We start from the raw sequence: 24,137 nt of genomic DNA on the forward strand, positions 1-24,137 counted from the left end.
CATGCCCGCTTCCAGCCGGTCTTTCGATTCCTCGCCCCCCGTGCTCTCCGGGTCTTCGGAGGGAGTCTTCCTCTGGTTTGAAGGAGGGGGCGAGCGCTACGCCGCCCCGGTTGCGGAGGCCTCGGAAATCTGTGAGCTCGAAAATTTGCGCGCCGTTCCCGGAGCCGCTTCTCCTGTTAATGGCATCATGGATCTGCGGGGGCGTATTGTCACGGTGATCGATTTGTTCTTCCGCCCCTCGCCGGAGCGCCCAGAGAAACCGAACGGCTCAAACGGCGCCACCCTGAAGAATCAGGTGCTGGTGTTTCATGAACCCTACTTGCACCTGGGGCTTCGACTTCCGTCCGAGGTCGGCACGTTTCGCCACCCGAAGGCCAAGATTCTCGAAGACTTTTCTGCCTCCGAGGAGCGCGCCGGAGACAAGCGGGCGCCGTGGATTCGGGGCGTGCTGGAACACGAGGGCCGGCTTTACAACATCCTCTCGGGCGAGCGCGTCGCGGCCTACGCGCGCTTGCGCATCGTCGAGAGCTTCAAACGCTGACCACCGCAGGAGAAACGGAAATTTATGCCGACGAAAGTGCTCATCGTGGACGACGCAATGTTCATGCGCGCCATCCTGAAGGACGTTCTTCTTAATGCAGGCGATTTTGAAGTCGTGGGCGAGGCGACAGACGGCGAGGAGGCCGTAAAGTTTGCCAAAGAACTCAGCCCCGACCTGATCACCATGGACATCGTCATGCCCAACATGGACGGCATCGAGGCCACGAAGCAAATCATGAAGGTGACCCCCTCGGTTAAGATTGTCATGTGCAGCGCCCTCGGGCAGGAGCCGCTCATTATGGAATCGCTTGCTTCGGGTGCCAAGGATTTCGTCGTGAAACCGTTTTCGGCCGAGAAGGTGCTCAAGGTAATTCAAGGCGTTTTGAGCAAGTAGGAGGAACGGCCAATGGCGACCGTCGGGCGAGTTGAAGGGTTATGGGGTTCGTGAGATTTTTTTCGCGACTCGTCACTCCCGCACACTCTATCTTTTGATTCTCGACGAGGATTTTTGAAATGGACGAAAAATACATCGCCCTCTTCGTGGACGAGGCGCGCGAGCTTACGGCGAAGATGGCCGAGGCGCTCGGGCGCCTCCGCTCGGAAGGGTTCGACGAGAGCGCCGTGCAGGAATTCTTCCGAGACGTCCATACCCTCAAGGGCATGGCGAGCGCCATGGGTTTCGACGAGATGGCCTCGCTCACGCACCGGCTGGAGGATCTTTTCCAAAAAGCGAAGGAGGAGCGCCAGCAGCCTTCCGAAACCATACTGAGCGCGGCCTACGAGGCGGTGGATTTCATCGCCAATTCCCTCGACGAAGTTTCACAAACAGGGCAGCCGCAAACCGGCGCCGCCGCCCTCCTGGAGGCGCTTGAAAGGGAGGCTTCCGGCGCAGCGCCTTCTGTTTCGGAAGCCGAAGCTGTGGCCGGGCAGGAAGCGCCGGGCGAAGAACCGATTCCTTCCCCTCCGGCGGCCTCCGCTCCGGACGAGGGCGCTTCGGAACCGACCGCCGCCGAAGGCTCGCGCTACCGCATTACGTTTAAAGTCGAGCCCACCGACCCGCTTCCCGCGGCGCGCGCCATGGTCGCCTACAAGGGGCTCGAAGCGCTCAGCACCGCCGTGTTGGAAGCGTCCCCTTCGCTTGACCTCGTCATGGCCGGCAAGTTTTCCGGGGAGATGACGCTTCATGTCGCAAGCACGCATTCCCGCGCCGCCTTTGAAAGCGCCTTCTTGGGGTTTTCATCCATTGCGGAATACCGGATCGAGGACGAACAACTCGTCGTGGCCGACGTGGAAGCCGAAGAGGCTCCCGCGCGCGAGCCCGCGGCCAAGGCGGAGACGGCAGATGCCACGGTGCGCATTCCCATCAAGCACCTCGATTACTTTTTTAATTGCGCGAGCGAGTTCATCGTCCACCATGGCCGCCTCGAGGCGGCAGCCGAAGCGGGTTCCACCACCCGTGTTCTCGGGCGCCTCGAGCGCTTGAAATCGCTTATTCGCGAATTCTACGAAGAGATCGTGGCGCTTCGCATGATGCCGTTTGAGACGCTCGTGCCGCGCCTCGAGCGGGTGGTGCGCGACGCCGCGCGGCAGTGCAGCAAGGACGTGCGCCTCGAGATCGAGGGCCAGGACGTGGCGCTCGACCGCTCCGTCCTTGACGAGATTCTCGGGCCCCTGACCCATGTGCTCCGAAACGCCGTGGACCATGGCATCGATTCGGCGGAGGAGCGCCGGGCGGCGAAAAAGCCCGCCCAGGGCATGATCCGCGTTGCGCTTGCGCGCCGGGGCGACGCCGTGGAAATCACCGTCCAAGACGACGGCGGGGGGATGGACCCCGAAAAAATCAAGGCGGCGGCCGTCGAGCGCGGCTACATGGACGCAAAGCGCGCCGCCGCGCTCTCGGTGGAAGAGACGCTTCTCTTGTGCACGTTGCCGGGCTTCAGCATCCGCTCCGAGATCTCGGCCCTTTCGGGCCGCGGCGTGGGGCTCGATGCCGTGCGCACCAAGGTGGAAACTCTCGGGGGTCACTTGCATCTTGCCTCCGAGCGGGGCCGGGGAACGACGGTTCGCTTTGTGCTTCCTCCTACCATGAGCATCCTGAGCGCCTTCCTGGTGGAGGTGCAGGGTGAGGCCTACGCCGTGCCGCTTCATCAGGTGCACCGCACCATCCGAGTGGAGCGCAGTGCTCTTCAAAAAGCGCAGAGCCAAACGGTATTTTGGTGGCGAAGACAGCCCGTTGAGGTGCATGCCTTTGCACAGCTCCTCGGCATATCCCAAGACGGCGCACTGGCCAAGAAGGAGTTCCCGTGCCTTGTGGTGCAGCGGGGCAAGCGCTTGGTTGCCCTCGTCGTGGACAGCATCGAAGGGACTGCGGAAATCGTCGTGAAGCCTCTGCACACGCCGCTTGAAGAACTGCGTCAGTATTCGGGCTGCACCGTGTTCGGAGACGGGCGTCTGGCGCTTATTGTAGACGTGGAAAACCTCCTCACCCACACGCAAGGAGCCGCATGAGTTATCGCGAACTTTCTCCCGTTGAACTGGACGCCCTGCGCGAGCTGAGTAACATCGGCGCGGGCCACGCCGCCACGGCCCTATCGCAGATGCTCGGCAGGGCCATTACGCTTGAGGTGCCCTCGGTTCGATCGCTTCCTTTCAAAGACGTGCCGGTTACGGTAGGCGGCGCGGAGGCGCTCGTCGTGGGCCTTTTCATGCGCATCTACGGCGACACGAAAGGGAACGTCCTGCTTGTGCTTCCCCAGGAAAGCTCAGCGGCCCTCATCGGCTCCCTCACCGGCAAGGCACCCGAGGAAAAGGTGTTCCGCGAGGAGCTTCGCCTTGAGACAATGCAGGAGTCGATCCTCAAGGAGATCGGGAACATTCTGGCAGGCGCGTTCCTGAGCACGCTGAGTCAGGCGCTCACAATTAATCTCGTGCCCTCGGTGCCGGGTCTTGCCTACGACATGGCGGGCGCCGTGCTCGACGCCCTCTTTATCGAGCTCGGACAAGTGGGCGACACGGCGCTCCTCGTCGAGACCGAATTCCTCGAGATGTCGAAGGAGGTGCAGGGGCACTTTTTCCTCATTCCCGATCCCCAGTCGCTCGAGGTGATTCTGGGCGCCATGGCGAAGATGAAGTGGTAATGGAGTCGATTACCGTCGAAATCGGCACGGTCGTCGTAACGGACGAGCCGACGCGCCTCGTCATGCAGGGGCTCGGCTCATGCCTTGGAATTTTTTTGTACGAGGACCGGAAAAAGATTGCGGCCGCCGCCCATGTGCTTCTCCCGTCGGGCCCGGAGAAAAAAATGAAAGAGCGCCCCGGAAAATACGTCGAAAGCGCCCTGCGCTACATGCTCGAGGAAATCGAGCGCCGGGGCGGCGAGCGGCGTCACGTGCGCGCCAAGATGGCCGGCGGGGCGCGCATGTTCCACTTCGACTCGCGCGAGGAACATATGACCATCGGCGAGCAAAACATCCACGCCGCCCATGAAGCCTTGGCGGCCCACAACATCGAACTGGTGGCTCACGATACGGGAGGCCGCCAGGGGCGCTCGCTGGTGGTGGATACGGCGAGCGGCAAGATTGGGGTGCACACGATTCGCGGCCCCGTCACTACGCTATAAGCAGGGGCCAGCCCCGACATCGTCGGGACAAGCCGTTGGCAGTTGGTAGTTGGCGACTGGAAATTAGAAAAAATGGATTCCGCTCGCCAACGGCCAAAGGCTAACGACCAACGGCTTCTTACGGGCACGGTCCCGTGGCGGGCCAGCCGGGCCGGATGCTGCGCCCCGCTCCATCGCTGTCCGCGCCGCAGCTCGACTCCCCGCAGCCACTCGCCGCCGATACCACCACCCAGCGGTCACCGGGGTCCATCGCGTGGTTAATCCGCACCGTCGCGCCCAAATCCTCTACAGCCCCTCCCGACAGGCACGAGCGCGCGGGCGTGTCCCACGCGCCGATGGCGCCTTCGTAGACGACGTAGCCCGTTTCGTCCGTCACGTTCTCGACGATGACTTTATTCTCCGTCGGCGCGGGAATGACCAACGGCTCCGGCATGCCGGAAGAGGACGGCTCGTCGGGCAGCGCGCCGCATCCGCACACCGCCGGGCTGCAATCGAACATCATGCCCTTTACGTCTACCTCATCTACCGCCCAGTGCATCTCCCAATTGGCGTTGTAATAATGCCAGTTCACCTCCAGGTCCGGCACGCCCGCCGCTTCCGCGGTGATGTCCAGAACCACCGTGCCCGACGCGGGCGCTTTGGTATACTTCGCTCTCGTAACCCAGGCGCCCCCCGTGTTCGCACTCCGCACCTTCACCTCGGCCACCTCGAAGTCCCAATCGACGAAATCGTGCTCGAACTGAAGCTCCACCGTCTTCGACGAGCTGCAGTCTATGGGCGGCGTGATGAGCTGCTCGTCCATGTCCATGGGGCCGGCGCAGTCGCTATTCACAATCATGTGCGTACCGGGAAGCGCGCCGAGGGAGCAGGGGTCCAGATCCGTCCACATGCACACCTCGTCACCGCAGAACATATTGGTTCCGCCGTTTATGACCGTCCACGTTCCCGGAAGGCCCGCTTCGAAGTTCTCTGAAAGGAGGGAAAGGGGCGTGCCGCTTCCCACTCGCACCTGAAACACTATGGGGTTTGAAAAAGGGCTCCCGCCACCGTCTTCGTAGGAAAGGGCCAGTGTGAAATCAATGGGCGTTCCGCAGGATACGCCCGAGCTCACGACAAATTGAAACGGCGTGAGCGACGTTCCAGTGAGTCCCACGGAAATATCGGGAAACGAGGCGCTGTTTGCGGGTATCGCTATCCCCGGGGTTGCGGTGGAAAGCGCTCCACTTACCTTAGATGCGTTATTGACGCCGACATTCTGCACCGTGACGTCAAGAGTGATGGTTTCCCCGGGGTCCACGACGCTGTCTCCATTTCCGCAGTCGGTGGACGAAAGCGAGTCGTATTCCAGGTACGGGGTGCTGGTGCACTGCATGTTAATCACTGCGGCGGAATCCGCGCCCCCCACGGAAGTATCCGTCACCGTCACGGTGGGGTCCTCCACCGGCGTTACGTCGGTGATGGCGATGGCAGCCGCGGTGGGGGTTACATCGGCCGTCGTTTCAGCGACGAACGTGCAGGAGGGGTCGGTATTCCCGTTTGAGTCCAGCTTCAGAATCCAACCGTCCTGCAGTCCCGCGCCGAACGAATAGACCCAGCCCGCCGACGCGAATCCACCGTCCGTGGCCTCACGCGGAGACCAGATTATATCCTCCGCTGCACCGCCGTGGGCCCTTTCCCATTGGATGCCGCCCGAGGCGTCCAGCTTCAAGGTCCAGAAATCCCTGCCCCCCGCGCCAAAGGACTGCGTGTCTCCTCCCGCGATAAAACCGCCGTCCGAAGTCTGTCGAATCCTCCAGCCGGCATCGTCGCTCAAATCGCCGTACCTATTCTCCCATTGGATTATATTGCCTGAATCGTTCAACTTTAAAATCCATAAATCGCTACCCCCTGCGCCGAAGGACTTCGTTTCCCCCGTGATGACAAAACCGTCGTCCGAGGTTTGCTGGGCGAAGTAGCCCCAGTCTTCGGAAAGGCCGCCGTAGGCTCTTTGCCACTCGATGTCTCCCGTGTCGTACAATTTGAGAATCCAGAAGTCATTATCGCCCTCCCCGAAGGACCACGTGTGCCCCCCCACGACATACCCGTCGTCCGAGGTTTGCTGGACGGACAGAGCATAGTCGGAATCCGTGTTGCCGTAGGTGTATTGCCATTCGATGCTTCCCGAGTCGTACAGCTTCAGGACCCAGGCGTCCGCGCCGCCCGCGCCGAAGGAATGGGTAACCCCGGCCATGACGAAGCCGTCGTCCGAGGTCTGTTGCACAAGCCATAAATAATCGTCCGAAGCGCCGCCATACGCCTTCTGCCACTCCGCGGCGCCAGAGGCGTCCAGCTTCAGAACCCAGAACTCGCTACCCCCCGCGCCAAAGGACTGCGTCTCTCCTCCCACGACAAAACCGCCGTCCGAGGTCTGCTGGACGGAATATCCAGCATCAAAGTCGGCGCCGCCGTAGGTTTTTTGCCATTCGATGTTTCCCGATGCGTCCAGTTTCAAAACCCAGCAATCGTCATCGCCTGTGCCGGAAGAGTTTGACCGCCCCGTCGCGATGAAACCGCCGTCCGAAGTTTGCTGCATGGAAAACACGGTGTCGTCTCTTGCCCCGCCGTAGGTGCGCATCCACGTAGCACATGGCGACGTATCCCCCGTAAGCGTCAAATCGTAATTGCGGTTGTCGCCGAAGGTCGCGTCGAACTGCCGCACCTTGATGTGATACGTCCCGCCCGCCGGGGCCGTCCACATGATGGAGGCCGGTGCTCCCGGGGCGCCGCCGTAATTCGAATCAAGAAGCGACGCGCAGTCCGTGTCGTAAAGCTCTAAGGCAACGTCCGCAAGCGGGCCAATGGGAACTGCGTCAATCGTGTAAGAGCGCCCCGCGCAGGCGTTGAACTTCAGCCAGTCCTCGGCATCTTGACAGAAATTGTGAGATTGGGTGTCGCCGCCGTGGATGACCGTCTTCGAGGGAATGCACGCGTCGTCCTCCTCGTACGCGTCCGCCGTGCACTGTGCCGCAAGCGGGGGACCGAAAAAAGTCCACAGCGCTGCTGCCAGGAACACGAGGACACCCTTGCAATTCATGGTAAATCCCTTCTTATAAGATACGCTCTCTCCTCTGGAAATCAAATACCCAAACCACCGAAAACCGGTGGCTTTGAAAAGCGGCGAATCCACTGTGGGGCGCCTCAAGAACCGCCGCTCCGCAGGTGCGCCACGGTCTCCACGTGGTAGGTCTGCGGGAACATGTCGATGGGCGTGAGGCTCGCGAGGCGGTAGCCGCCGTCCACGAGCGCGCGAAGGTCCCGCGCGAGCGTGGCGGGGTTGCAGGAGACGTAGGCGAGGTGCGGGGGCCGGAGCTTGAGGAGGCGTGCGCAGAGGCGGGGCGTGAGTCCAGCGCGCGGCGGATCGACCACGACGACGTCCGAATCGGTGAGCGCGTCGAGGTGCTCGTCCACGTCACCCTCGAGGAACGCCGCGCCCGGGACGGCGTTCTCTTTCGCGCTCACCCGCGCGTCCTCGGTCGCCGCGGCGCTGCGCTCGATGCCGACGGCACGGCCGAAACGCTTCGCGAGGGGAAGCGTGAGAAACCCGGCGCCGCAATACACGTCCGCGGGCTGGTGCGCTGCCTCGGGGAGCCCGTCGAGCACCGTCTTCAGCAACGCCTCGGATTGCTCGCGGTTCGATTGCTCGAAACTCCCGTGCGTGAAACGAAACCGCATGCCGGCCACTTCGTCCCAGTAGAAGTCGCGGCCCCGAAGCACGTTCTTTTGTTTTCCCGCGTCGTGGATGACGCCCACCACGGACGCGGGAAGCGCCTCGAGCCACGGCGCAAGGCCCTCCGCGGTGAGCTTCGCCGTCCGGTCGGTTCGCAGGACGACGAGGAACTCCCGCGTGGCGCCGCTTCCCCGCACGAACACTTCACGAACCGTTCCCTCGCCCTGCACGCTGCGGAGAAGAAGGGGGTAGTGGCTTCCGAGGATGACGAAAATCTCCTGCAAGAGCGGCTCCTGAATCAGGCACCGCTCCACTGGGATGACGCGGTGGGAATTGAGAAAATGCATGCCGAAGACGCCGCGGTCCTGCGTGAAGCCGAACTTGTTGCGGTAGTCGAGTGTGCGCGGGGCGGGAACGGCGTCGCGCATGGGAAATTTTTGGAATTGACCGATGCGCACGAGAGTCTCCCGGAGCATTTCGACTTTCGCCCGGAGCTGCGCCTCGTAGGAGAGGTTCTGCCACTGGCAGCCGCCGCATCCTTCGAGGAAGTGGGGGCATGGCGGCTCGACGCGCTCGGGAGACTCGCGCAGGACGCGCACCGCGCGGCCGCGCGCGAAGCGGCGCTTCACTTGAAAAATTTCGACCTCGACCTCCTCGCCCGCAAGCGCCCGGTCCACGAAGACGACGCGGCCGTCCAGGCGGCCTATGCCCGCGCCGCCCTCAACGAGCTTTTCAATCGTCAGGCGAACGCGCGCGCCCTCTTCGAGCACAGGCGCGGCGGACTTCTCAGGGGAAATATTCTCGGGTTCCGTGGTCATAAGAAAAAATTACGCTCCAGGTGAAATCATAGAGCGTGCCGAGCCGAATTTCCAGCGCCGGCGTGAAACAAAACGCCCGGCACGGCTGGCCGGGCCGCCGCGTCGCTCCCTTACAGCGGGACGCGAAAAATGTACACGAGCGAAAAGTAAATCCCTATTCCAATAAACAACACGCCCGTAATCCGGCGGGCCCAGCGCTCAAACTGGACCAGACTATTAAAAGCCTTTCCGACCCTATGGACGCCGAACGCGAGCAGGAAAGCAAACACAGCCGCCGGAAGCGCCGTCCCCACTCCATAGAGGAAAGGCAGAACGATGACGGAGCCGAATTTCGCGGCTAGAGGGACGAGGCTTCCAAAAAACAGGGCCGCTGAAATCGGGCAAAAGGAAAGCGCGAACACCATTCCCAGCAAAGCCGCACCTCCCGTGCCCACACGCTCAAAGCGGCTCTGCAGCTTCGCCCCCATCCTCCCGCCCCACCCGCCTCCCAAATTCATCTGCAAGAGCTCGAGCAAATACATGCCCACGAGGATGAGAAGAGGCCCCAAGAGCTTGTTCATATGTTTTTGAAGCGCATGCGACACGGAGGGAACCGAGAGGACAGCCAACACCAAAAGCGCCGCCAGCATCACGTAAACGAAGGTTCTTCCCAGCGTATACAAACAACCGGCCACCAAAACGCGGCGGGGACTTTCGACCCGTCTTCCGATAAATGAAACCGCCGCCAGGTTCGTCGCAAGGGGGCACGGGCTGATTGACGTCAAAATGCCCAGCCAGAACGCCAGGGCCGCACCAAGAAAGAAATCGCCCACTTTACAGTCCCAGGTAATCTGCCGTCTCTTTCTGGATATAGGCGACAAACGCCTCTTTGTCGCCAACAAGCTTCCATACCTTATCCAGACTCTTCCATTTTTCCGTTTTCCCGTTCTTCACTTCCACAAGAACGACGGAGCGGGTTGCCAGCTCGAAATCCCGGACGAAGTGCTCGTTCTCGGGCTCCTCCACATTAAGCGCCCGCCACGTGAGCCTTCCGGTTTCGAGCTCCTGAGGGAATCCGGCTTTCAGGGACTCGTCCGCGTACGCTTCGATGGTCAGGCAGGTCTTGCAGCGCCTGGTCCCGTGGAAATAGTAGGCAATCACCGTGGATGGAGTTTCGCTCGCGTCCGGCTTTTGGTCACTGCCCGCCTCCTTCGCCGCACCCTCCAGGGGAACGGCGGACTGAGAGGCCGGAGCAGTGATTGCGCTCTGGGGAGCTTCCGGCTCTTGGCCGCTGTCCGCCTCCGTCGCCGCACCCTCCTGGGAAACGGCGGACTGAGAAACCGGAGCGGTGGCCGTGCGCCGGGGAGCTTCCGGCTCTTGCCCGCTGCCCGCCTCCGCCGCTGCATCCTCCTCAGGAACGGCGGGCTGAGTGGCTGGAGCGGTGGCCGTGCGCTGGGGGGCTTCTGTCTCTTGACCACTGCCCGCCTCCGTCGCTGCATCCTCCTGGGGGACGGCGGGCTGTGAGACCGGAGCGGTGACCGCGCGCTGGCGAATTTCTGTGACTGCAAGGTATGCCACGCTTGCCCCTACGAAAAGTAAAAGGACGGCAGTGGCGATGGTTTTCGGGTTCATGTCATGCGATCTCCAGTGTGTTGTACGGCTTTCAATTCCGTATTCGGCCGCCAATCGGTCAACCGAGCATGGTCTTAATCTCATCCGGTGATGGGACTCTTCCCACGACCTTGACCTCGCCGTCCACCACAAGGGCCGGCGTTGTCATGACGCCGAATTTGAGTATGGCAATGATGTCGCTGACTTTGACAATTTCATACTCGATGCCGAGCGCTTTGGCGGCCTCTTCCGTGTTCTGAGCCAACTTTTTGCAGTTTGGGCAGCCCGGGCCCAAAATCGTCAGTTTCTTCATGGGGCGTCTCCTTTCCTGTTAAATGTTTTTACAAGGCCGTGCCATGGTGTTATCCGAGGAAAGCGCCGAAGAGCTTTCCGCTTACGGCGGCGACGATGACGATCGCCGCGCAAAAAACCGCCGTCTTTTTCCATCCCATCACTTTCGTAATGACCAGCAGGTTGGGAAGCGAGAGCGCCGGACCCGCCAAAAGCAACGCAATGACCGGCCCCGAGTGCATGCCCAGTTTCATGAGCGCCTGTGTGATGGGAATTTCCGTCAGCGTCGCAAAATACCAAAAGGCTCCGATGACGGAGGCCGCGAGGTTGGCGCCCCAGCCGTTGTCTCCCACAAAACCGGCGACGTAAGCGGGCGGGAGGAACGGCGTCACGAAACCGACGACGAACACGCCGCCAAACAAAAGAGGAACCAGGATTTTTGTAAACTCCCATGTGTTTTGCATCCAGTCTCTAACCTCGTCCCGGGCAAACCACCGGTGAGCCATGCCGAGCACCGCAAGGCCCATAAGCGCCGCCAAGTACCACTTAAGATGAAATATCCTGATCACCCACGCCTCTACTTCCTCCACCTCGGCGAGAGCTTGCTTCGGAACGGTGATGTGAGCTCCCGCCTCGTATCCTCCAAAGGGCTCCTCCAGCTGAAACACGATTTCGTCGCGCATCTCCTGCAGGACAACGGCGCGGAACCGTGCGCCGTCGCTCTTGTGCACGATAACGTTGCCCGGGTTGTACCAGTCGCTAAAGACCAAAAAAGCCGTCATGGCGGAAAAGAAAAGGGCGGTTTTCCAGAGAGCGCGGCGCTTAGGAGCTTCGGGCGGCGCCGCTAGGATCTGTGAGGGAAGGCGTTCCTCCCTGCGGAACACCGCGGCCATGAACAGTCCGATGAGGAAAGCGAAGGCGACGGCGCCTACCGCCCTTCCCAGCCCGATTGAGAATCCCAAAATGCGCGCGGTAAGAAAGATGGCCAAGACGTTTATGGCGGGGCCCGAGTAAAGGAAGGCGCATGCCGGACCGAGTCCCGCTCCCAGGCGATAAATCCCCGCAAAAACCGGCAAAACGCTGCACGAACAGACCGCCAAAACCGCCCCGGAAACCGATGCAACGGAATAGGCGAGCACCTTGTTCGATGTCGGCCCCAAATAACGCATCACCGACTCTTTCGACAGGAACGTGACAACCGCTCCCGCGATGAAGAGTGCCGGCACGACGCAAGTAAGCGTGTGATTGCGCACATACCACTGAAGGAGCTTGAACGCCTCGATGATGGCGCCCGTGACCTTCGGGGTTGAAAGGGGCATGAAGTAAGCGGCGAGAAACACGCCGAGGAAAGCGCCCAGGATTTTCAGCTCTCTGTTCATGCTCTCCATCTACCCTGCGTTATTTCTTCGCACGAAGGGTCGCGTCAATGCACCGGAAAATGTCAAGAACACAGGGCGTCAGCAGGCTGTAGTACACCTGGAGGCCGCGCTTCTCGTTCTCGACGATGCCGGCTTCCCGGAGAACCGAAAGGTGACGCGACACGGTAGAAATATCGTCGCCCACAAGGTCACGCAGCTCGTACACGCAGCGCTCCCTCCGGGAGAGCGTATCCAGTATCAGAAGACGCGAGGGGTGGGCAAGGGCCTTCGCCACCTTGACGCGCGCTTCGTAGCGGGAAGTGATCTTACGCTTTCTCGAGTTGCCCATATCTGTATATTTTACCAAATTGCAAAATAATGTCAACCCCCCCCTTCAAAAACCCGGCACGGCGGCGGACGCGGCTGAAAATGAAAGAGCTTTGCCTCCCCCACCCTTCTCCGCTATGATAGTTCTCTATGCCCTACGAGAGCCTTCGCGCCTTCGTCGAATTCCTTGAATCCAAAGGCGAGCTCGTCCGCGTCCGCGAGCGCGTCAGCCCCGTCCTCGAAATCACCGAGATCGCCGACCGCGTGATGAAGCGCGAAGGCCCGGCGCTCCTCTTCGAGAACGTCGAAGGCTCCTCCTTCCCGCTCCTCATCAACACGTTCGGCTCGAGGAAACGCATGTCGTGGGCGCTCGGAGTGGAGGACATCGAGGAGGCGGCGAAACGCATCGAGGGCCTGATGAAACTCCAGCCGCCCGAAGGATTCTTGGAAAAATTAAAAATGCTTCCCCTCCTCTCGGAGCTCGGCTCGTACCCGCCGAAGCTCGTCAAGCGCGGCGCCTCGCAGGACGTGGTCCACGACGAGCCGGACCTCTTCGTGATGCCAGTCCCCCAGTGCTGGCCGCTCGACGGCGGGCGCTACCTCGCGATGACCGAAGTCTTCTCCAAGGACCCGGACACTGGCATGCGGAACGTCGGGATGTACCGCGTGCAGGTGCTCGACAAGAAGACGTGCGCTATGCACTGGCAGCTCCACAAGGGCGGCGCGCGGCACTGGCGGCGGGCGAAGGAGCGCGGCGAGCGCATCGAGGCGGCCGTCGCCATGGGCGGCGACCCGGCGGAGATGTTTTCGGCGTCGGCGCCGCTCCCGGACCCGTTCGACGAGATGATCTTCGCCGGCTTCCTCAGAAAACGCGCCGTCGAGATGGTCAAGTGCAAAACCATAGACGTCGAGGTGCCCGCCGACTCGGACTTCGTCGTCGAGGGCGTCATCGACCCGAACGAGCCGCTCGTGAAGGAAGGCCCCTTCGGCGACCACCGGGGCTTCTACTCGCTCGAGGACGACTACCCGGCCTTCCACGTCACCTGCATCACGCACCGCCGCGACCCCATCTACCCATCGACCATCGTGGGCGCGCCGCCGATGGAGGACAAGTGGATGGGCTACGCCTCGGTGCGGCTTCTACTTCCGGCCATCCGCATGCTCCTGCCCGAGATCGTGGACATGGCTCTTCCCTGCGAGGGCGCCTTCCACAACCTGGCCGTCGTCAGCATCAGGAAGCAGTACCCGGGGCACGCGAAGAAGGTGATGCACGCGCTCTGGGGCCTGGGGCAGATGATGTTCCAAAAGATCGTCGTCGTCGTGGACGAGGACGTGAACGTCGAGGACTGGACGGAGGTGACGTGGCGCGCGACGAGCTCCTTCGACCCCAAGCGCGACCTGGTGCTCGTCGAGGGCCCCGTGGACGTCCTCGACCATGCGTCCGTTCTGCCCAACTACGGCGGCAAGATGGGCCTCGACTGCACGACGAAGCTTTCTTCAGAGGGCTTCGACCGCCCCTGGCCGCCGCTCATCAAGATGAGCGACGAGGTCAAGAAGAAGGTGGACGCGATGTGGGAGAAGCTGGGGATTAAGCTCGACTAATCGGCCTCTTCCCGCGTGAGCGTCAGGAACGCGCTTTCGAGTGCGGGCGAGGGCGCTTTAGCGAGGGCCTTCACCTCGGCGACGGTGCCTTCGGCGATGAGTTTTCCGTGATGGATGATGCCGATGCGGGAGCAGAGCGCCTCGACGACCTCGAGGGAATGCGTGCTCATGAAGACCGTGCCGCCCCGCTCGCAGTGCTCGCCCATGAGTCGCTTCACGATGGTGATGCCCTCCGGGTCGAGCCCCACGAGCGGCTCGTCCACCACGAGCGCCCTCGGCCGGTGAAGAAGCGCCGCGGCGAAGACCAGCTTCTGCCGCATCCCGTGTGAATAGGCTTCAATGAGCTCGTGCCGCCAGTCCCTGAGGCGGAATAATTTCAGAAAATGCTCGATGCGCTCCCTGCGCTCGGCGCCGTCCACGCCGTAGAGGTCGGCGGCGAAGTTCAGAAATTCCTCGCCGCGAAGGCGCGTGTAAAGAAACGGCCGGTCGGGAACGAGCCCGATGAGGCGCTTGGCCTCGATGGTCTCGCGCGCCATGTCGTGGCCGCACACGAGAACCCGCCCCGCCGTGGGCCGCGCCAGGCCCGCGAGCATGCGCACCGTCGTCGTCTTGCCCGCCCCGTTGGGGCCCAGGAAGCCGAAAAACTCTCCTTCCTTGATGTGAAGCGAAAGATTGGAGACGGCCTCGAGGTTGCCGTAGCGCTTGCTGACGTTATCTAGAACGAGCATCTCAGAAAATCTCCGCCGCCCCCGCCTGGAGAAACATTGCTTCTTGAAGGTACATGGCTCCGTTAGAGAATCTCATGTTCGGGGGCTCCGTTGCACCATGTAATGACCCGACGAAAAATCCGCGGCGGAATCTATCTCCGTTCGAACGTCCCCGAGGCGAAAGACTCGATAGTTTTCCGATCTCAAGACGGGCCAAACCTCTTGTCCCGCAGCCGGGCCATGGATCTCGATGACCATCGTGGGCGAGGACTTTTTCAGCAGACGCTTCATTCCTTTAAGCGCCTTGCCTTCCCCTCCCTCGATATCCATCTTGAGGAAGTCCGGAGCGGGATGCCCCTGCTCGTAGACGAACCGGTCCAGCGTGATGGTTGACACCGTCACCGCATCGAGGAAACGCTCGTCCTTGTCGCCCAGCCGCCCCATGGCCGTGCTCGCATGGCGCGCGAAGGCCGCATCGCCCTCGGAGTCGGACACGGCGCAAGGCACGGCCGTCACGTGGCTCATCGAGGGATTGGCCTGCAGTTGCTTGCACAGGCGGTCGTAATTTTCCGCAAGGGGCTCAAAGGAAAACACCTTGCCCCCGGGTCCAGTCAATCTTCCGAGCAGAAGGGAGAAAAAGCCCACGTGGGCGCCGACATCGTAAGCCACCATTCCCGATCTCACATATTCGCAAAGGACGTTTTGCATCGGGGCCTCATACGTTCCCAGCCAATAGTGTTTCTCGCGGCGAAGATCCACCCAAAGTGTGCACCCCTTCAGAGTTCCTCCCTGGACGGTCACGAGCACTTCCCCGGCGGGTGCGAAGCGCGTGAGCAAGACACGCAAAGCACCCGCCAGCCACGGGACGCGATAAACGCCGAGCCGCCACGCCTCGGGAAGGCAGCGACTCAACCAGCCGACGGCACGGTGAAGTACGGGAACCCTGGGCGGCATCGCGTCATCATAACGCCGCGGTCGAACGGGGGTCAACCGCCGGCGCGGCGCTAGGCAAACATGACCTGCGCCTTCAGAGCCTTGATCTGGTCGCGGATGGCGGCGGCCTTTTCGAACTCCAGGCGCTCCGCGCAGGCGCGCATCTCGCGCTCCAGGCGGCCGAGCTCTTTCTCGGCGCCCTGCGTGTCCCCGTAGGCGGCCGCCCCCTCTTCAGGGCTCGGGGCAGGCTTTTCCCGAACGGACGCGGCGGCGCGCCCCCTCCGTTTCCGCGCCGGGCGTTCCAGGGGCGGCGGGAGCTTGTAATAATCCGTGGCGGCGGCGCTCCCCAGCACCTCCGAGACGGGCTTCTCGATCGAGCGCGGCGTGATGCCGTGCTCCCGGTTGTACGCCAGCTGCTTGCGGCGGCGGCGCGTGGTTTCCTCCATCGCGTCCCGCATGGAGCGCGTCACGGTCGAGGCGTACAGAAGAACCTTGCCGCGCACGTTGCGCGCCGCGCGCCCCGCCGTCTGGATGAGCGCCGTCGTGGAGCGGAGAAAACCCTCCTTGTCGGCGTCGAAGACGGCCACGAGGGAAACCTCGGGCAGATCCAGTCCCTCGCGAAGAAGATTCACGCCGACGAGCACGTCAAAGTCCCCCTTTCGCAGGCCCCGCAGAATCTCCACCCTCTCCAGCGTGTCCACTTCCGAATGCAGGTATTTCACCCTGACCCCCACGTTCTCGTAGTAGCGCTTGAGCTCCTCGGCCATCCTCTTCGTGAGCGTGGTGACGAGAACGCGCTCTTTCCGTCTCACGCGCTCGCGCACCTCGTGGAGAAGGTCGTCCACCTGGCGCTCGACGGGGCGCACCTCGATCTCGGGATCCATCAGGCCCGTCGGGCGTATGACCTGCTCGGCAAATTCACCCTTCGTCAGCTTCAATTCGTATGGCCCGGGCGTGGCGGAGACGAAGACGGTCTGGCCGCGCTTGCGCTCGAACTCCTTGAAGCGAAGGGGGCGGTTGTCAAGCGCCGAAGGCAGGCGGAACCCGTGCTCGACCAGGACGCTTTTGCGGGAGCGGTCGCCCTCGAACATGCCCCGCAGCTGGGGCAGGCTCTGGTGGCTCTCGTCCACGATGAGAAGAAAGTCTTCGGGGAGATAATCGAGAAGCGTATACGGCGGCTCTCCGGGCGCACGTCCGTCGAAATGCCTCGAATAGTTCTCGATGCCGTGGCAGTATTGGAGCTCCTGCAGCATTTCGAGGTCGTAGAGGGTGCGCCGTTCGAGGCGCTCCGCTTCGAGCGCTTTCTCCTGACGGCGCAGCTCCTCGAGGCGCAGGCCGAGCTCGAGGCGGATGGAAGCCAGGGCGTCGTCCAGCCCATGGGGCCCCGTGACGTAATGCGTTTTCGGATAAATGGAAATTCTTTCCACGTTTTCCATGCGCCGACCGCTCAGGGGATCCACGCGGGCAATGGCGTCCAGCTCGCTCCCGAAAAACTCAAGCCGATACGCCGCGTCTCCGTAGGAGGGAAGCACCTCCACCGTATCCCCGCGCGCCCGGAAGGAGCCGCGCTCGAGGAAGGCGTCCTGGCGGCTGTACTGGAGCGAGACGAGAAGATTCAAAAACTCCTCGCGCCCCATCTTCTGTCCGACCTGCACGAGGTGGCGCTGGGCGTAGTAAGACTCCGGAGAGCCCAGTCCGTAGATGCAGGAAACGCTCGCGACGATGAGCACGTCGCGGCGCTCGTACACCGAGCGGGTAGCCGAGTGGCGAAGGCGGTCGATGTCCTCGTTGATGCGCGCGTCTTTCTCGATGTAGGTGTCCGTCACGGGAAGATAGGCCTCAGGCTGGTAGTAGTCGTAGTAGGAGACGAAATACTCGACGGCGTTTTCGGGAAAGAATTCCTTGAATTCCTGAAAGAGCTGCGCCGCGAGCGTCTTGTTGTGGGCGATCACGAGGGTGGAGCGGTTCACCGCCTCCACAATCTTGGCTATGGTGTAGGTTTTTCCGGAGCCGGTGACGCCGAGGAGAACCTGGTCGCGCCGCCCTTCACGGATGCCTTCCGCAAGGTCCTGAATGGCCTGCGGCTGGTCCCCGCAGGGACCATAGGGCGCATGGAGGCGGAAGTTCATGATAGAAGGCGAGAAAGGAACGGCTCCGCCGTTACTTGCCTGCGCAAATCCCCATCCCGCCATGGCGGGGTCAAGGATCCTCGCTCTGCGGGACAAGTCAGCAGAACAGCATTCCTCGTCAAAAGATGCCGCGCCCGATTAAAGCGCCAGAATGTAGTAGTCGTTCGTACGGCGCAGCTTCTGGCAAAGGTCCAGGAGGAACGCGCCGTAGAGCTTTTTCTCCAATTTGGCGTCCTGCTTGAGAAGTTCCTCAAAATCCTTTTTGCTGATCTTAAGAAGACCACCGTCCTCGGTGGCCGTGACGGTGGCGGAGCGGGGCTTGTGGTCGATAAGAGAAACCTCTCCGAAGTGATCGCCGCGGCCGAGGGTGCCCAAAAGCTTCCGGTCGCCGTTGATCTCCTTCGTCACCGCAAAGGTTCCCGACTTGATGATGTAGAGCGCGCCGGCCTGCGTGTCCTCCACCACGACCTCATCCCCGCGCTTGACTTTCTGGTACGTCACGACGCGCGAGATCTGCACCATTTCCAGTGCGGAAAAATCCTTAAAGAGATTCATCTGCTTCAGCAGTCGGGTATCTTCAACCATGGCGAACCCATGATAATCCTTTGCATCGAAAAAGTAAATGCGAGCGGTCCCGTCTCCCCCGAAAAGCGGCTCCGCGCACCGGGTCGGAGTTGCTTTTTTCGCCCTTTATGACTACCATAAAAAAATAACATAAAGCAAGGAAAGTGGCGTGTTACAGGAAGAGCCGATAAAAGTTTCTCGCTGGAGCAAACTCGTCTATTCGCTGCTCGGCATGATGGTGCTGGTGGCCATGGTGCCGCTGGCGTACGCGACATGGCGACTGGTCACGATCAATAAAGATTCCCTGCAACTCAACTTGAAGGAGTACCAGATGCTTGCGGCGTCCTCCCTGTCAAGCGAGATCGAGCTTTTTTTCGACCGCATAGAGGCCCAGGTGGAGCAAATCAACACGGCCTTTGAGTGGGGCGGCGAGGTGGTCGGCGCACGCAGCATGTTCGACAAAGCGGCCCAGACCAAGTTCCTCCAGAGGTATCTGGGACGCGATATGCTTTACATTCGTCTCTCCAATCTTGAGGAAAGGTCCTGGGACGCCACGCTCTTTGAAACGCTCAGCCCGCCTCTTGAGAAGGAGATCCTTCAAGCCAGCCGGGAGGCGCAACAGGACCGCACCTTCGTGAGTAAGCCGTTTTTCCTGGAACAAGACCTGACGCCCATTCTCATTATGGGCTTCCCGCTTCATATCCGTGAGCGAAAGGTCGGAGCGCTCGCCACCGTGGTAAGCCTCGAAAGCATCGTCCAAGCCGCCAAACAGCGCGCGCTGACGTCGGGCTTCACCCTCCACATCGTGGATCACGAGGGGCGCGCCCTCGTGACCACCGCGCTGCGGAGCGGCGCGTCCGAGTTGCCGCCCGGCCATCCCCTGCTGGAGTCGTTCCTTGAAGCCATGCGGCGCTCCCCCAATACACGCGCATCGACCACGATCCCCTTTGAGCGCGCGGTTCGCCGCGAGGGTCCGGATCAACCCGACATCTCCAAGGAGCCGATGGTCGGCACGTTCACCACGATTCCGGCGCTGGGCTGGGGCATTCTGGTCGAAATCGAGCAGGCAAGAGCCTACGCCGCCATTCGCGACATGCGCCGAGCCGCCCTCCACATCAGCCTCGCCGTGCTCGGGATTGCCGTCGTGGCCTCGGCGCTTTTGGCGCGCTATCTGACGAACCCGCTTCGAAGCCTCACGGAAAGCGCGCGGCGGATTGCGTCGGGGGATTTCTCCACGCGCGTCTCCGTGCGCGCCCGAAACGAAATCGGCGTCCTGGCCGACACCTTCAATAAAATGGCGTCGGACATGGAGGCTTCCATCGAGCGCTTAACACGCATGTCCGAAGAAAACCAAAAGATGTTCATGGGAACCATCCGCGTGCTCACGGCGGCCATCGACGCAAAGGACCCCTATACGAGCGGCCACTCCGAGCGCGTCACCCGCTACTCCATGGCCATCGCTAAGCACCTGGGCTTCGATGCCGAGCAACTGAAGCGCGTGCGCATCGGGGCCCTTCTTCATGACGTGGGAAAAATCGGCATCGAGGACGCCATTCTGGGAAAGACTTCCCAGCTCGACGACGAAGAGTTCGAAATCATGAAGCAGCACCCGGAAAAAGGGGCGCGCATCATGGCGCAAATCGAGCCCCTCCGGGACGTTGTGGGCGCCATCCGCTACCACCATGAGCGCTACAGCGGAGGCGGCTATCCCACTGGGGTAAGCGGCGATAACATTCCCCTCATCGCCCGCATCATCGCCGTGGCCGACACGTTCGACGCCATGACGACGGAGCGCCCCTACCAGAAAGCGTTTACGCTCGATTACGCGACGGCCAAAATTTACGAGCTGCGCGGCTCGAAGTATGATCCCAAAGTGGTGGAGGCCCTGGTGAAAGCCTATCGCGCGGGTGACATCAAGGAGGGAATGCGCGATTCCGTTTTCGAGCAGAGCGAGGGTGAAGGCGGGTCCGGCGCCGCCAAGCCCGCCTCCACGCCAAGCGCCGCCGCGCCTACCAACAAGTAGAAAGCACTGAAAAAAACAATGCCGACACCAATCCGCGTCGTCGTGGGATCGGTAACGTTGGACGCCGAGCTTTCCGACACCCCATGCGCCAGGGCCGTCGCCGAGGCGCTTCCCATCGAAGCCTCAATCAGCACGTGGGGCGATGAATTCTATTTTAGCGTCCCCGTCCGCCAGTCCGCCGACGACACGGCGACGCTCGAGGTCAAGGTCGGCGACATCGGTTACTGGCCGCCGGGCGAGGCGCTGGCCATTTTCTTCGGTCCCACGCCCGCGAGCACGGGCGACGATCCCGTTCCGGCGAGCGAGGTGAACGTGGTGGGCCGCGTTCTCGGCGACGCGCGCTCGCTCAAAAACATCGCCCGCGAGCGCCTCATCCGCATCGAGCGGTCTTAGCATTAAAAGAAAAACGCCCTGCCCCCTCCTTCCGGCGGGCGCTCCCTCTTACTTCCCGATGCAGAAGTTTCCGAACACGTAGTCGAGCACGTCCTCGGTCGTGATGACGCCCGTGAGCTCTCCCAGCGACTGGATGGCGAGGCGCACGTCGGAGGCGACGAGCTCTTCGGACATGCGGGCTTTGAGCGAGGCGCCCGCCCGCTCGACGGCCTCCCGGGCCCGCCCCACAAGATCGCGGTGGCGGGCGTTGGTCAGCAGGAGCTCGTCGCCGCGCGGCGGCTCTCCCACAAGTTTCTCCTCGAGCAGCCGTTCGAGGGCATCGAGGCCCTCGCCGGTTTTCGCGGATATCCGCGGCGCGTCCGCGAGCCGGAACTCCTCGAACGCGGCGCCTTTTTTCGACTTGGACGGGGAGGCGGGCTTCAAGTCGCACTTGTTCCAGACGGTTACATGGGAGCGGTTTCGGGTCTCTTCCAAAACAGCCGTGTCCCGCGCCGTGAGCCCGCGCGAGGAATCGAGGAGGACCAGGAGCAGGTCGGTCTCCCGAACGGCCTGCTCGCTCCGGCGGACGCCCTCCCGCTCCACGCGGCCGCGCGCCTTTCGCATGCCGGCCGTGTCGAAAAACGTCACGGCGAGTCCGCCCACGTCCACCGTCTCGCTCACCGCGTCGCGCGTCGTTCCCGGCACGTCCGTGACGATGGCGCGGTCGCGCCCCACGAGGCGGTTGAAAAGCGTGGACTTTCCGACGTTCGGAGCGCCCACCAGCGCGACGCAGGCCCCCTCGCGCAGAAGGCGGCCCCGCTCGTAGCTCGCGTGAAGGCGCGCGAGGCGCCCGGCGAGCTCTTCCATCTCCTCCTCCACCGAGCCGAAGTCCACGTCCTCCTCCACGAAGTCCACGGCGGCGCTCAGGCGCCCGAAAACGCTGACAAGAAGGTTCCGCACCGCGCCGATCTCTCCGGAAAGTTTTCCCTCCATCTGCGCGCGCGCCGCCTGCGCGGCAAACTCGGTGCGGGCGCGGATCAAATCGTTCAGAGCCTCCGCCTGCGCGAGGTCCAGCTTGCCGTGGAGGAACGCGCGAAAAGAGAATTCCCCCGGCTCGGCGGGGCGGCCGCCGGCCTCGTAGAGGGCCTCGAGAATCCGCTCCGCAACGTAAGGGCTTCCGTGGCACGAGATTTCCACGACGTCCTCGCCCGTGAACGAGCGCGGTGCCCGGAAGTACGTGACCAGCGCCCGGTCGAGAGATTTTCCCTTCCACCGAAGCTCGGCGAGGAAAGGTCTCTGAACGGGGAAATCGGCCGTCCCGCCCGGAGCCATGAGCCGCTCGACTAGGGAGCGCGCCTCCGCGCCGCTCACCCGCAGGACGGCCAGCGCGCCCACGCCGCGGGGCGTCGAGAGCGCCGCAATGGTGTCGCCGGTCTGCATGAATCGAGGCTCAGCGGGGCGTGGCGTCGGGAAGCCCGCCGTCCACGGGAAGCGTGGCGCCGGTCGTAGGGGTCTGCCGCGTCGCAAAGAACAGCACGGCGTTCGCAACGTGGTCGGCCGTGATTCGCGCCTTGAGAAGATTGCGGTTGCGGTAGTGCTCCTCAAGGTCCTTTTCGTCGAGGCCTCTCGCGCGCATGCGGTCGGGCCCCACCTCCTGCCACAGGCCGGACTTGCGGTCGCCGTCCGCGAAGACCGCGTCCGGGGCCACCATGTTCACGCGCACCCCTATGGGAGCCAGCTCGAGGCTCGCGATGCGGCCCAGCTGGTGGGCGGCGGCCTTGGTCGCGCTGTAGGCCCCGAATTTCGCGCCGGGCGCAAACACGTTCTTCGTGGAAACCAAAATAACGTCCCCGCCGGTACCCTGAAGCTCGAAATGGCGCGCCACCTCGCGGAGCACTAGAAGTGCTCCTTCCACGTTAACCCGCTCCAGCTTGCGAAACTTTTCCACGTCCATCTCCGCGAGGGAAGCCACCGCGGCTGCCCCGGCGTTCACCACGGCGATGTCCACGCCGCCCCACGTCCGGACGACGGCCTCCACGCCCCGGGAAACCGAGGCCGGGTCCGTCACGTCGAGGGGAACGCCGATAACGCGGTCTGCGAACCCCGCCCTCAGCTCGTCCACCAGGCCGTCGAGGGCGGAGCCGGGCAAGTCAGTTGCGGCCACGTGGCACCCCTCCTTGAGAAGCCCGCGGCATATGCCGGAGCCGATGGCCCCAGCCGCACCGGTGACGAGTGCGACGTGGCCGCTAAGGGGAAGCTCTTTCTCCCGGGAAGCGAGCTTCGCGCGCTGGAACAGGTTGTACTCCATGTCGAAAAGATGCTCTTCCGGCAGTCCCCGGTAAGAACCCATCGCCGCGATGCGGCTTTTGGCCGCGAGGGTGCGGGCCGTGATGTCCGAAGCGATGGCGGCTTCGGAAGAATCCCCGCCCGCGCACAGCGCCCCGAGTCCCGGAAGCAGTACCACGCGGGGCATGGAATCGGAGCGAGAAATTTCCTTCTTCGTCCGCTTGGCGTTCCGGGCAACGTACGCGTCGTATTCTTTCGCGTAGCCGGCGACCGCCTCGGAGAGTTGTTTCTTAAGCGCCCCGGGATCGCCGTAGGCGGGCGCGTCGATCCAAAGGGGAAAGGCCTTCGTGAAAATCAGGTGGTCGGGCGTGAGCGGCGGAGAGAGCACGATCTCCTTGCCGCGCTCCGAGTCCACGAGGCTCAGAACCTCGCGGTCGAGGAGCGGCCGGAGGATAACGCGGCGGTAGGGCCTGTCGGGATTCTTCAACGGCCGGGCCAGAAGTCCCCGAAGGACGGGGGCCGTCTCGCCCAGCCGCTCCTGCGCCGCTTCGAGGGACGTAGAAGTCTTGAAAGAAGGCGCGGCGTGCTTCGCAAGATATTTCTCGGCCCGAGTCACAAGGGAAATCATCTTGTCGTAAGACTCCCGCGCCGTCTCCCCCCAGGTCACGATGCCGTGGTGCATCCAGACCATGCCCGCGGCCTTCGGGTTTTTCTCGAAGGCGGCCGCGGCCTTTTTGGCGAGCTCGAAGCCGGCCCGGACGTAGCCCAGCACGATCACCTCTTTCCCCAGCGCGTCCCGGAGAATTTTCTCGCCGCCGGACTGATTCGTCAGAGCAAGAATCGCGTCGGGGTGGGCGTGGTCGATGTACTTGGGAGGCAGGAAGGCATGCACCAGCGCCTCGATGGACGGCGTGGGGGACTGGAAATGGAGAAGGCGGGAGCGGAGCTCGCCGAGCATGGCGTCGTCCGACAGCTCCGGCAGGGCGCGCAGCTTCCGAAGCGGCTCGAGAGCCATTCCCGGATGATCCTCGGGCTCGGCCCGCGACATGTCGCAACCGGAAGCCTTGACGAAGACGGCGGGAACGCTCTCGCCCAGGAGGTCGGTGTGCGTGCTTTTGACCGAGGTGTTTCCCCCGCCGTGGAGCACGAGGCCTTCCTCACCGCCGAGCAGGCGGCTGGAGTAAGTTCTCAGCGCGAGGTCCGTCCCCCACCGGGCGCCGTAGCGCTCGGTGAATTCGGACGCCTCGCGTTCCGACCACTTGTTTTCCATCT

21 protein-coding genes are annotated in these 24,137 nt (G+C 62.6%); 8 read left to right on the forward strand and 13 right to left on the reverse strand.

Translation table 11 applies throughout. The annotated features are described in order from the left end of the window. The first annotated feature begins 1 nt into the window (after position 1). The 5 genes from JSV08_04275 (at position 2) to JSV08_04295 (ending at position 4,159) form a co-directional block, all read left to right on the forward strand. Complete coding sequence (locus JSV08_04275) at positions 2 to 541, forward strand: chemotaxis protein CheW (GenBank protein ID UCF81636.1); 540 nt, start codon at positions 2 to 4, stop codon at positions 539 to 541. Between the two features lie 24 nt (positions 542 to 565). After that, positions 566 to 934, forward strand: coding sequence for a response regulator (locus JSV08_04280; protein ID UCF81637.1), 369 nt, complete (start codon positions 566 to 568; stop codon positions 932 to 934). 119 nt (positions 935 to 1,053) lie between these two features. Then, entirely contained in the window at positions 1,054 to 3,048 is a 1,995-nt protein-coding gene (locus JSV08_04285; GenBank protein ID UCF81638.1) for a chemotaxis protein CheA, read from the forward strand. Next, a complete protein-coding gene (locus tag JSV08_04290) occupies positions 3,045 to 3,677 on the forward strand; it encodes a chemotaxis protein CheC (protein ID UCF81639.1) in 633 nt (210 codons plus the stop codon). The genes JSV08_04285 and JSV08_04290 overlap by 4 nt, the downstream gene beginning before the upstream one ends. After that, positions 3,677 to 4,159 carry a chemotaxis protein CheD gene (locus JSV08_04295; GenBank protein UCF81640.1) on the forward strand — a complete coding sequence of 161 codons (483 nt, stop codon included), beginning with the start codon at positions 3,677 to 3,679 and terminating at the stop codon, positions 4,157 to 4,159. The genes JSV08_04290 and JSV08_04295 overlap by 1 nt, the downstream gene beginning before the upstream one ends. Before the next feature lie 118 nt (positions 4,160 to 4,277). Here the strand turns inward: JSV08_04295 and JSV08_04300 are convergent, their stop codons facing one another. From JSV08_04300 to JSV08_04330, 7 genes are all read right to left on the reverse strand, one after another. Then, positions 4,278 to 7,232 carry a hypothetical protein gene (locus JSV08_04300; protein ID UCF81641.1) on the reverse strand — a complete coding sequence of 985 codons (2,955 nt, stop codon included), beginning with the start codon at positions 7,230 to 7,232 and terminating at the stop codon, positions 4,278 to 4,280. 104 nt (positions 7,233 to 7,336) lie between these two features. Further along, on the reverse strand, positions 7,337 to 8,683 hold the full coding sequence (gene rlmD, locus JSV08_04305; protein ID UCF81642.1) for a 23S rRNA (uracil(1939)-C(5))-methyltransferase RlmD: 1,347 nt from the start codon (positions 8,681 to 8,683) through the stop codon (positions 7,337 to 7,339). A gap of 110 nt (positions 8,684 to 8,793) precedes the next feature. Further along, positions 8,794 to 9,495 carry a sulfite exporter TauE/SafE family protein gene (locus tag JSV08_04310; protein UCF81643.1) on the reverse strand — a complete coding sequence of 234 codons (702 nt, stop codon included), beginning with the start codon at positions 9,493 to 9,495 and terminating at the stop codon, positions 8,794 to 8,796. A 1-nt stretch (position 9,496) separates the two neighbouring features. Next, positions 9,497 to 10,240 (reverse strand): hypothetical protein, encoded by a 744-nt coding sequence (locus tag JSV08_04315; GenBank protein UCF81644.1) that lies wholly within the window; start codon positions 10,238 to 10,240, stop codon positions 9,497 to 9,499. Positions 10,241 to 10,352: 112 nt separating this feature from the next. After that, the gene (locus tag JSV08_04320) at positions 10,353 to 10,586 is read right to left on the reverse strand and encodes a TM0996/MTH895 family glutaredoxin-like protein (GenBank protein UCF81645.1); all 234 of its coding nucleotides are present in this window, start codon (positions 10,584 to 10,586) and stop codon (positions 10,353 to 10,355) included. Between the two features lie 49 nt (positions 10,587 to 10,635). Then, complete coding sequence (locus tag JSV08_04325) at positions 10,636 to 11,943, reverse strand: permease (GenBank protein UCF81646.1); 1,308 nt, start codon at positions 11,941 to 11,943, stop codon at positions 10,636 to 10,638. A 19-nt stretch (positions 11,944 to 11,962) separates the two neighbouring features. Then, entirely contained in the window at positions 11,963 to 12,271 is a 309-nt protein-coding gene (locus JSV08_04330; GenBank protein UCF81647.1) for a winged helix-turn-helix transcriptional regulator, read from the reverse strand. A 128-nt stretch (positions 12,272 to 12,399) separates the two neighbouring features. Here JSV08_04330 and JSV08_04335 point away from each other — a divergent pair, with 128 nt between their 5' ends. Continuing rightward, complete coding sequence (locus JSV08_04335; GenBank protein UCF81648.1) at positions 12,400 to 13,851, forward strand: menaquinone biosynthesis decarboxylase; 1,452 nt, start codon at positions 12,400 to 12,402, stop codon at positions 13,849 to 13,851. Here JSV08_04335 and JSV08_04340 read toward each other — a convergent pair. From JSV08_04340 to JSV08_04355, 4 genes are all read right to left on the reverse strand, one after another. Further along, entirely contained in the window at positions 13,848 to 14,579 is a 732-nt protein-coding gene (locus JSV08_04340; protein UCF81649.1) for an ABC transporter ATP-binding protein, read from the reverse strand. The genes JSV08_04335 and JSV08_04340 overlap by 4 nt on opposite strands. 72 nt (positions 14,580 to 14,651) lie before the next feature. Continuing rightward, complete coding sequence (locus tag JSV08_04345; GenBank protein ID UCF81650.1) at positions 14,652 to 15,230, reverse strand: FkbM family methyltransferase; 579 nt, start codon at positions 15,228 to 15,230, stop codon at positions 14,652 to 14,654. A gap of 332 nt (positions 15,231 to 15,562) precedes the next feature. Further along, positions 15,563 to 17,623, reverse strand: coding sequence for an excinuclease ABC subunit UvrB (gene uvrB, locus JSV08_04350; GenBank protein UCF81831.1), 2,061 nt, complete (start codon positions 17,621 to 17,623; stop codon positions 15,563 to 15,565). 135 nt (positions 17,624 to 17,758) lie between these two features. Beyond that, complete coding sequence (locus JSV08_04355) at positions 17,759 to 18,205, reverse strand: cyclic nucleotide-binding domain-containing protein (GenBank protein UCF81651.1); 447 nt, start codon at positions 18,203 to 18,205, stop codon at positions 17,759 to 17,761. Between the two features lie 148 nt (positions 18,206 to 18,353). On the opposite strand from JSV08_04355, the gene JSV08_04360 reads away from it, so the two are divergent. Next, positions 18,354 to 20,207 (forward strand): HD domain-containing protein, encoded by a 1,854-nt coding sequence (locus tag JSV08_04360; GenBank protein UCF81652.1) that lies wholly within the window; start codon positions 18,354 to 18,356, stop codon positions 20,205 to 20,207. An 18-nt stretch (positions 20,208 to 20,225) separates the two neighbouring features. After that, positions 20,226 to 20,600, forward strand: coding sequence for a hypothetical protein (locus JSV08_04365; GenBank protein UCF81653.1), 375 nt, complete (start codon positions 20,226 to 20,228; stop codon positions 20,598 to 20,600). Positions 20,601 to 20,648: 48 nt separating this feature from the next. Here the strand turns inward: JSV08_04365 and mnmE are convergent, their stop codons facing one another. Continuing rightward, positions 20,649 to 22,019 (reverse strand): tRNA uridine-5-carboxymethylaminomethyl(34) synthesis GTPase MnmE, encoded by a 1,371-nt coding sequence (mnmE, locus tag JSV08_04370; protein ID UCF81654.1) that lies wholly within the window; start codon positions 22,017 to 22,019, stop codon positions 20,649 to 20,651. 10 nt (positions 22,020 to 22,029) lie between these two features. Continuing rightward, positions 22,030 to 24,135, reverse strand: coding sequence for a bifunctional aldolase/short-chain dehydrogenase (locus JSV08_04375; protein ID UCF81655.1), 2,106 nt, complete (start codon positions 24,133 to 24,135; stop codon positions 22,030 to 22,032). Between the last annotated feature and the right edge of the window lie 2 nt (positions 24,136 to 24,137).

The sequence above is a fragment of the Acidobacteriota bacterium genome, from assembly GCA_020349885.1.
Taxonomy (GTDB): domain Bacteria; phylum Acidobacteriota.

Excerpts from the sequence above, each read along its gene's own strand:
- JSV08_04275 (UCF81636.1), top strand. The coding sequence starts at position 2 with ATGCCCGCTTCCAGCCGGTCTTTCGATTCCTCGCCCCCCGTGCTCTCC.
- JSV08_04280 (UCF81637.1), top strand. The coding sequence starts at position 566 with ATGCCGACGAAAGTGCTCATCGTGGACGACGCAATGTTCATGCGCGCC.
- JSV08_04285 (UCF81638.1), top strand. The coding sequence starts at position 1,054 with ATGGACGAAAAATACATCGCCCTCTTCGTGGACGAGGCGCGCGAGCTT.
- JSV08_04290 (UCF81639.1), top strand. The coding sequence starts at position 3,045 with ATGAGTTATCGCGAACTTTCTCCCGTTGAACTGGACGCCCTGCGCGAG.
- JSV08_04295 (UCF81640.1), top strand. The coding sequence starts at position 3,677 with ATGGAGTCGATTACCGTCGAAATCGGCACGGTCGTCGTAACGGACGAG.
- JSV08_04300 (UCF81641.1), bottom strand. The coding sequence starts at position 7,232 with ATGAATTGCAAGGGTGTCCTCGTGTTCCTGGCAGCAGCGCTGTGGACT.
- rlmD (UCF81642.1), bottom strand. The coding sequence starts at position 8,683 with ATGACCACGGAACCCGAGAATATTTCCCCTGAGAAGTCCGCCGCGCCT.
- JSV08_04320 (UCF81645.1), bottom strand. The coding sequence starts at position 10,586 with ATGAAGAAACTGACGATTTTGGGCCCGGGCTGCCCAAACTGCAAAAAG.
- JSV08_04325 (UCF81646.1), bottom strand. The coding sequence starts at position 11,943 with ATGAACAGAGAGCTGAAAATCCTGGGCGCTTTCCTCGGCGTGTTTCTC.
- JSV08_04330 (UCF81647.1), bottom strand. The coding sequence starts at position 12,271 with ATGGGCAACTCGAGAAAGCGTAAGATCACTTCCCGCTACGAAGCGCGC.
- JSV08_04335 (UCF81648.1), top strand. The coding sequence starts at position 12,400 with ATGCCCTACGAGAGCCTTCGCGCCTTCGTCGAATTCCTTGAATCCAAA.
- JSV08_04340 (UCF81649.1), bottom strand. The coding sequence starts at position 14,579 with ATGCTCGTTCTAGATAACGTCAGCAAGCGCTACGGCAACCTCGAGGCC.
- JSV08_04345 (UCF81650.1), bottom strand. The coding sequence starts at position 15,230 with ATGGTGGCTTACGATGTCGGCGCCCACGTGGGCTTTTTCTCCCTTCTG.
- JSV08_04355 (UCF81651.1), bottom strand. The coding sequence starts at position 18,205 with ATGGTTGAAGATACCCGACTGCTGAAGCAGATGAATCTCTTTAAGGAT.
- JSV08_04365 (UCF81653.1), top strand. The coding sequence starts at position 20,226 with ATGCCGACACCAATCCGCGTCGTCGTGGGATCGGTAACGTTGGACGCC.
- mnmE (UCF81654.1), bottom strand. The coding sequence starts at position 22,019 with ATGCAGACCGGCGACACCATTGCGGCGCTCTCGACGCCCCGCGGCGTG.
- JSV08_04375 (UCF81655.1), bottom strand. The coding sequence starts at position 24,135 with ATGGAAAACAAGTGGTCGGAACGCGAGGCGTCCGAATTCACCGAGCGC.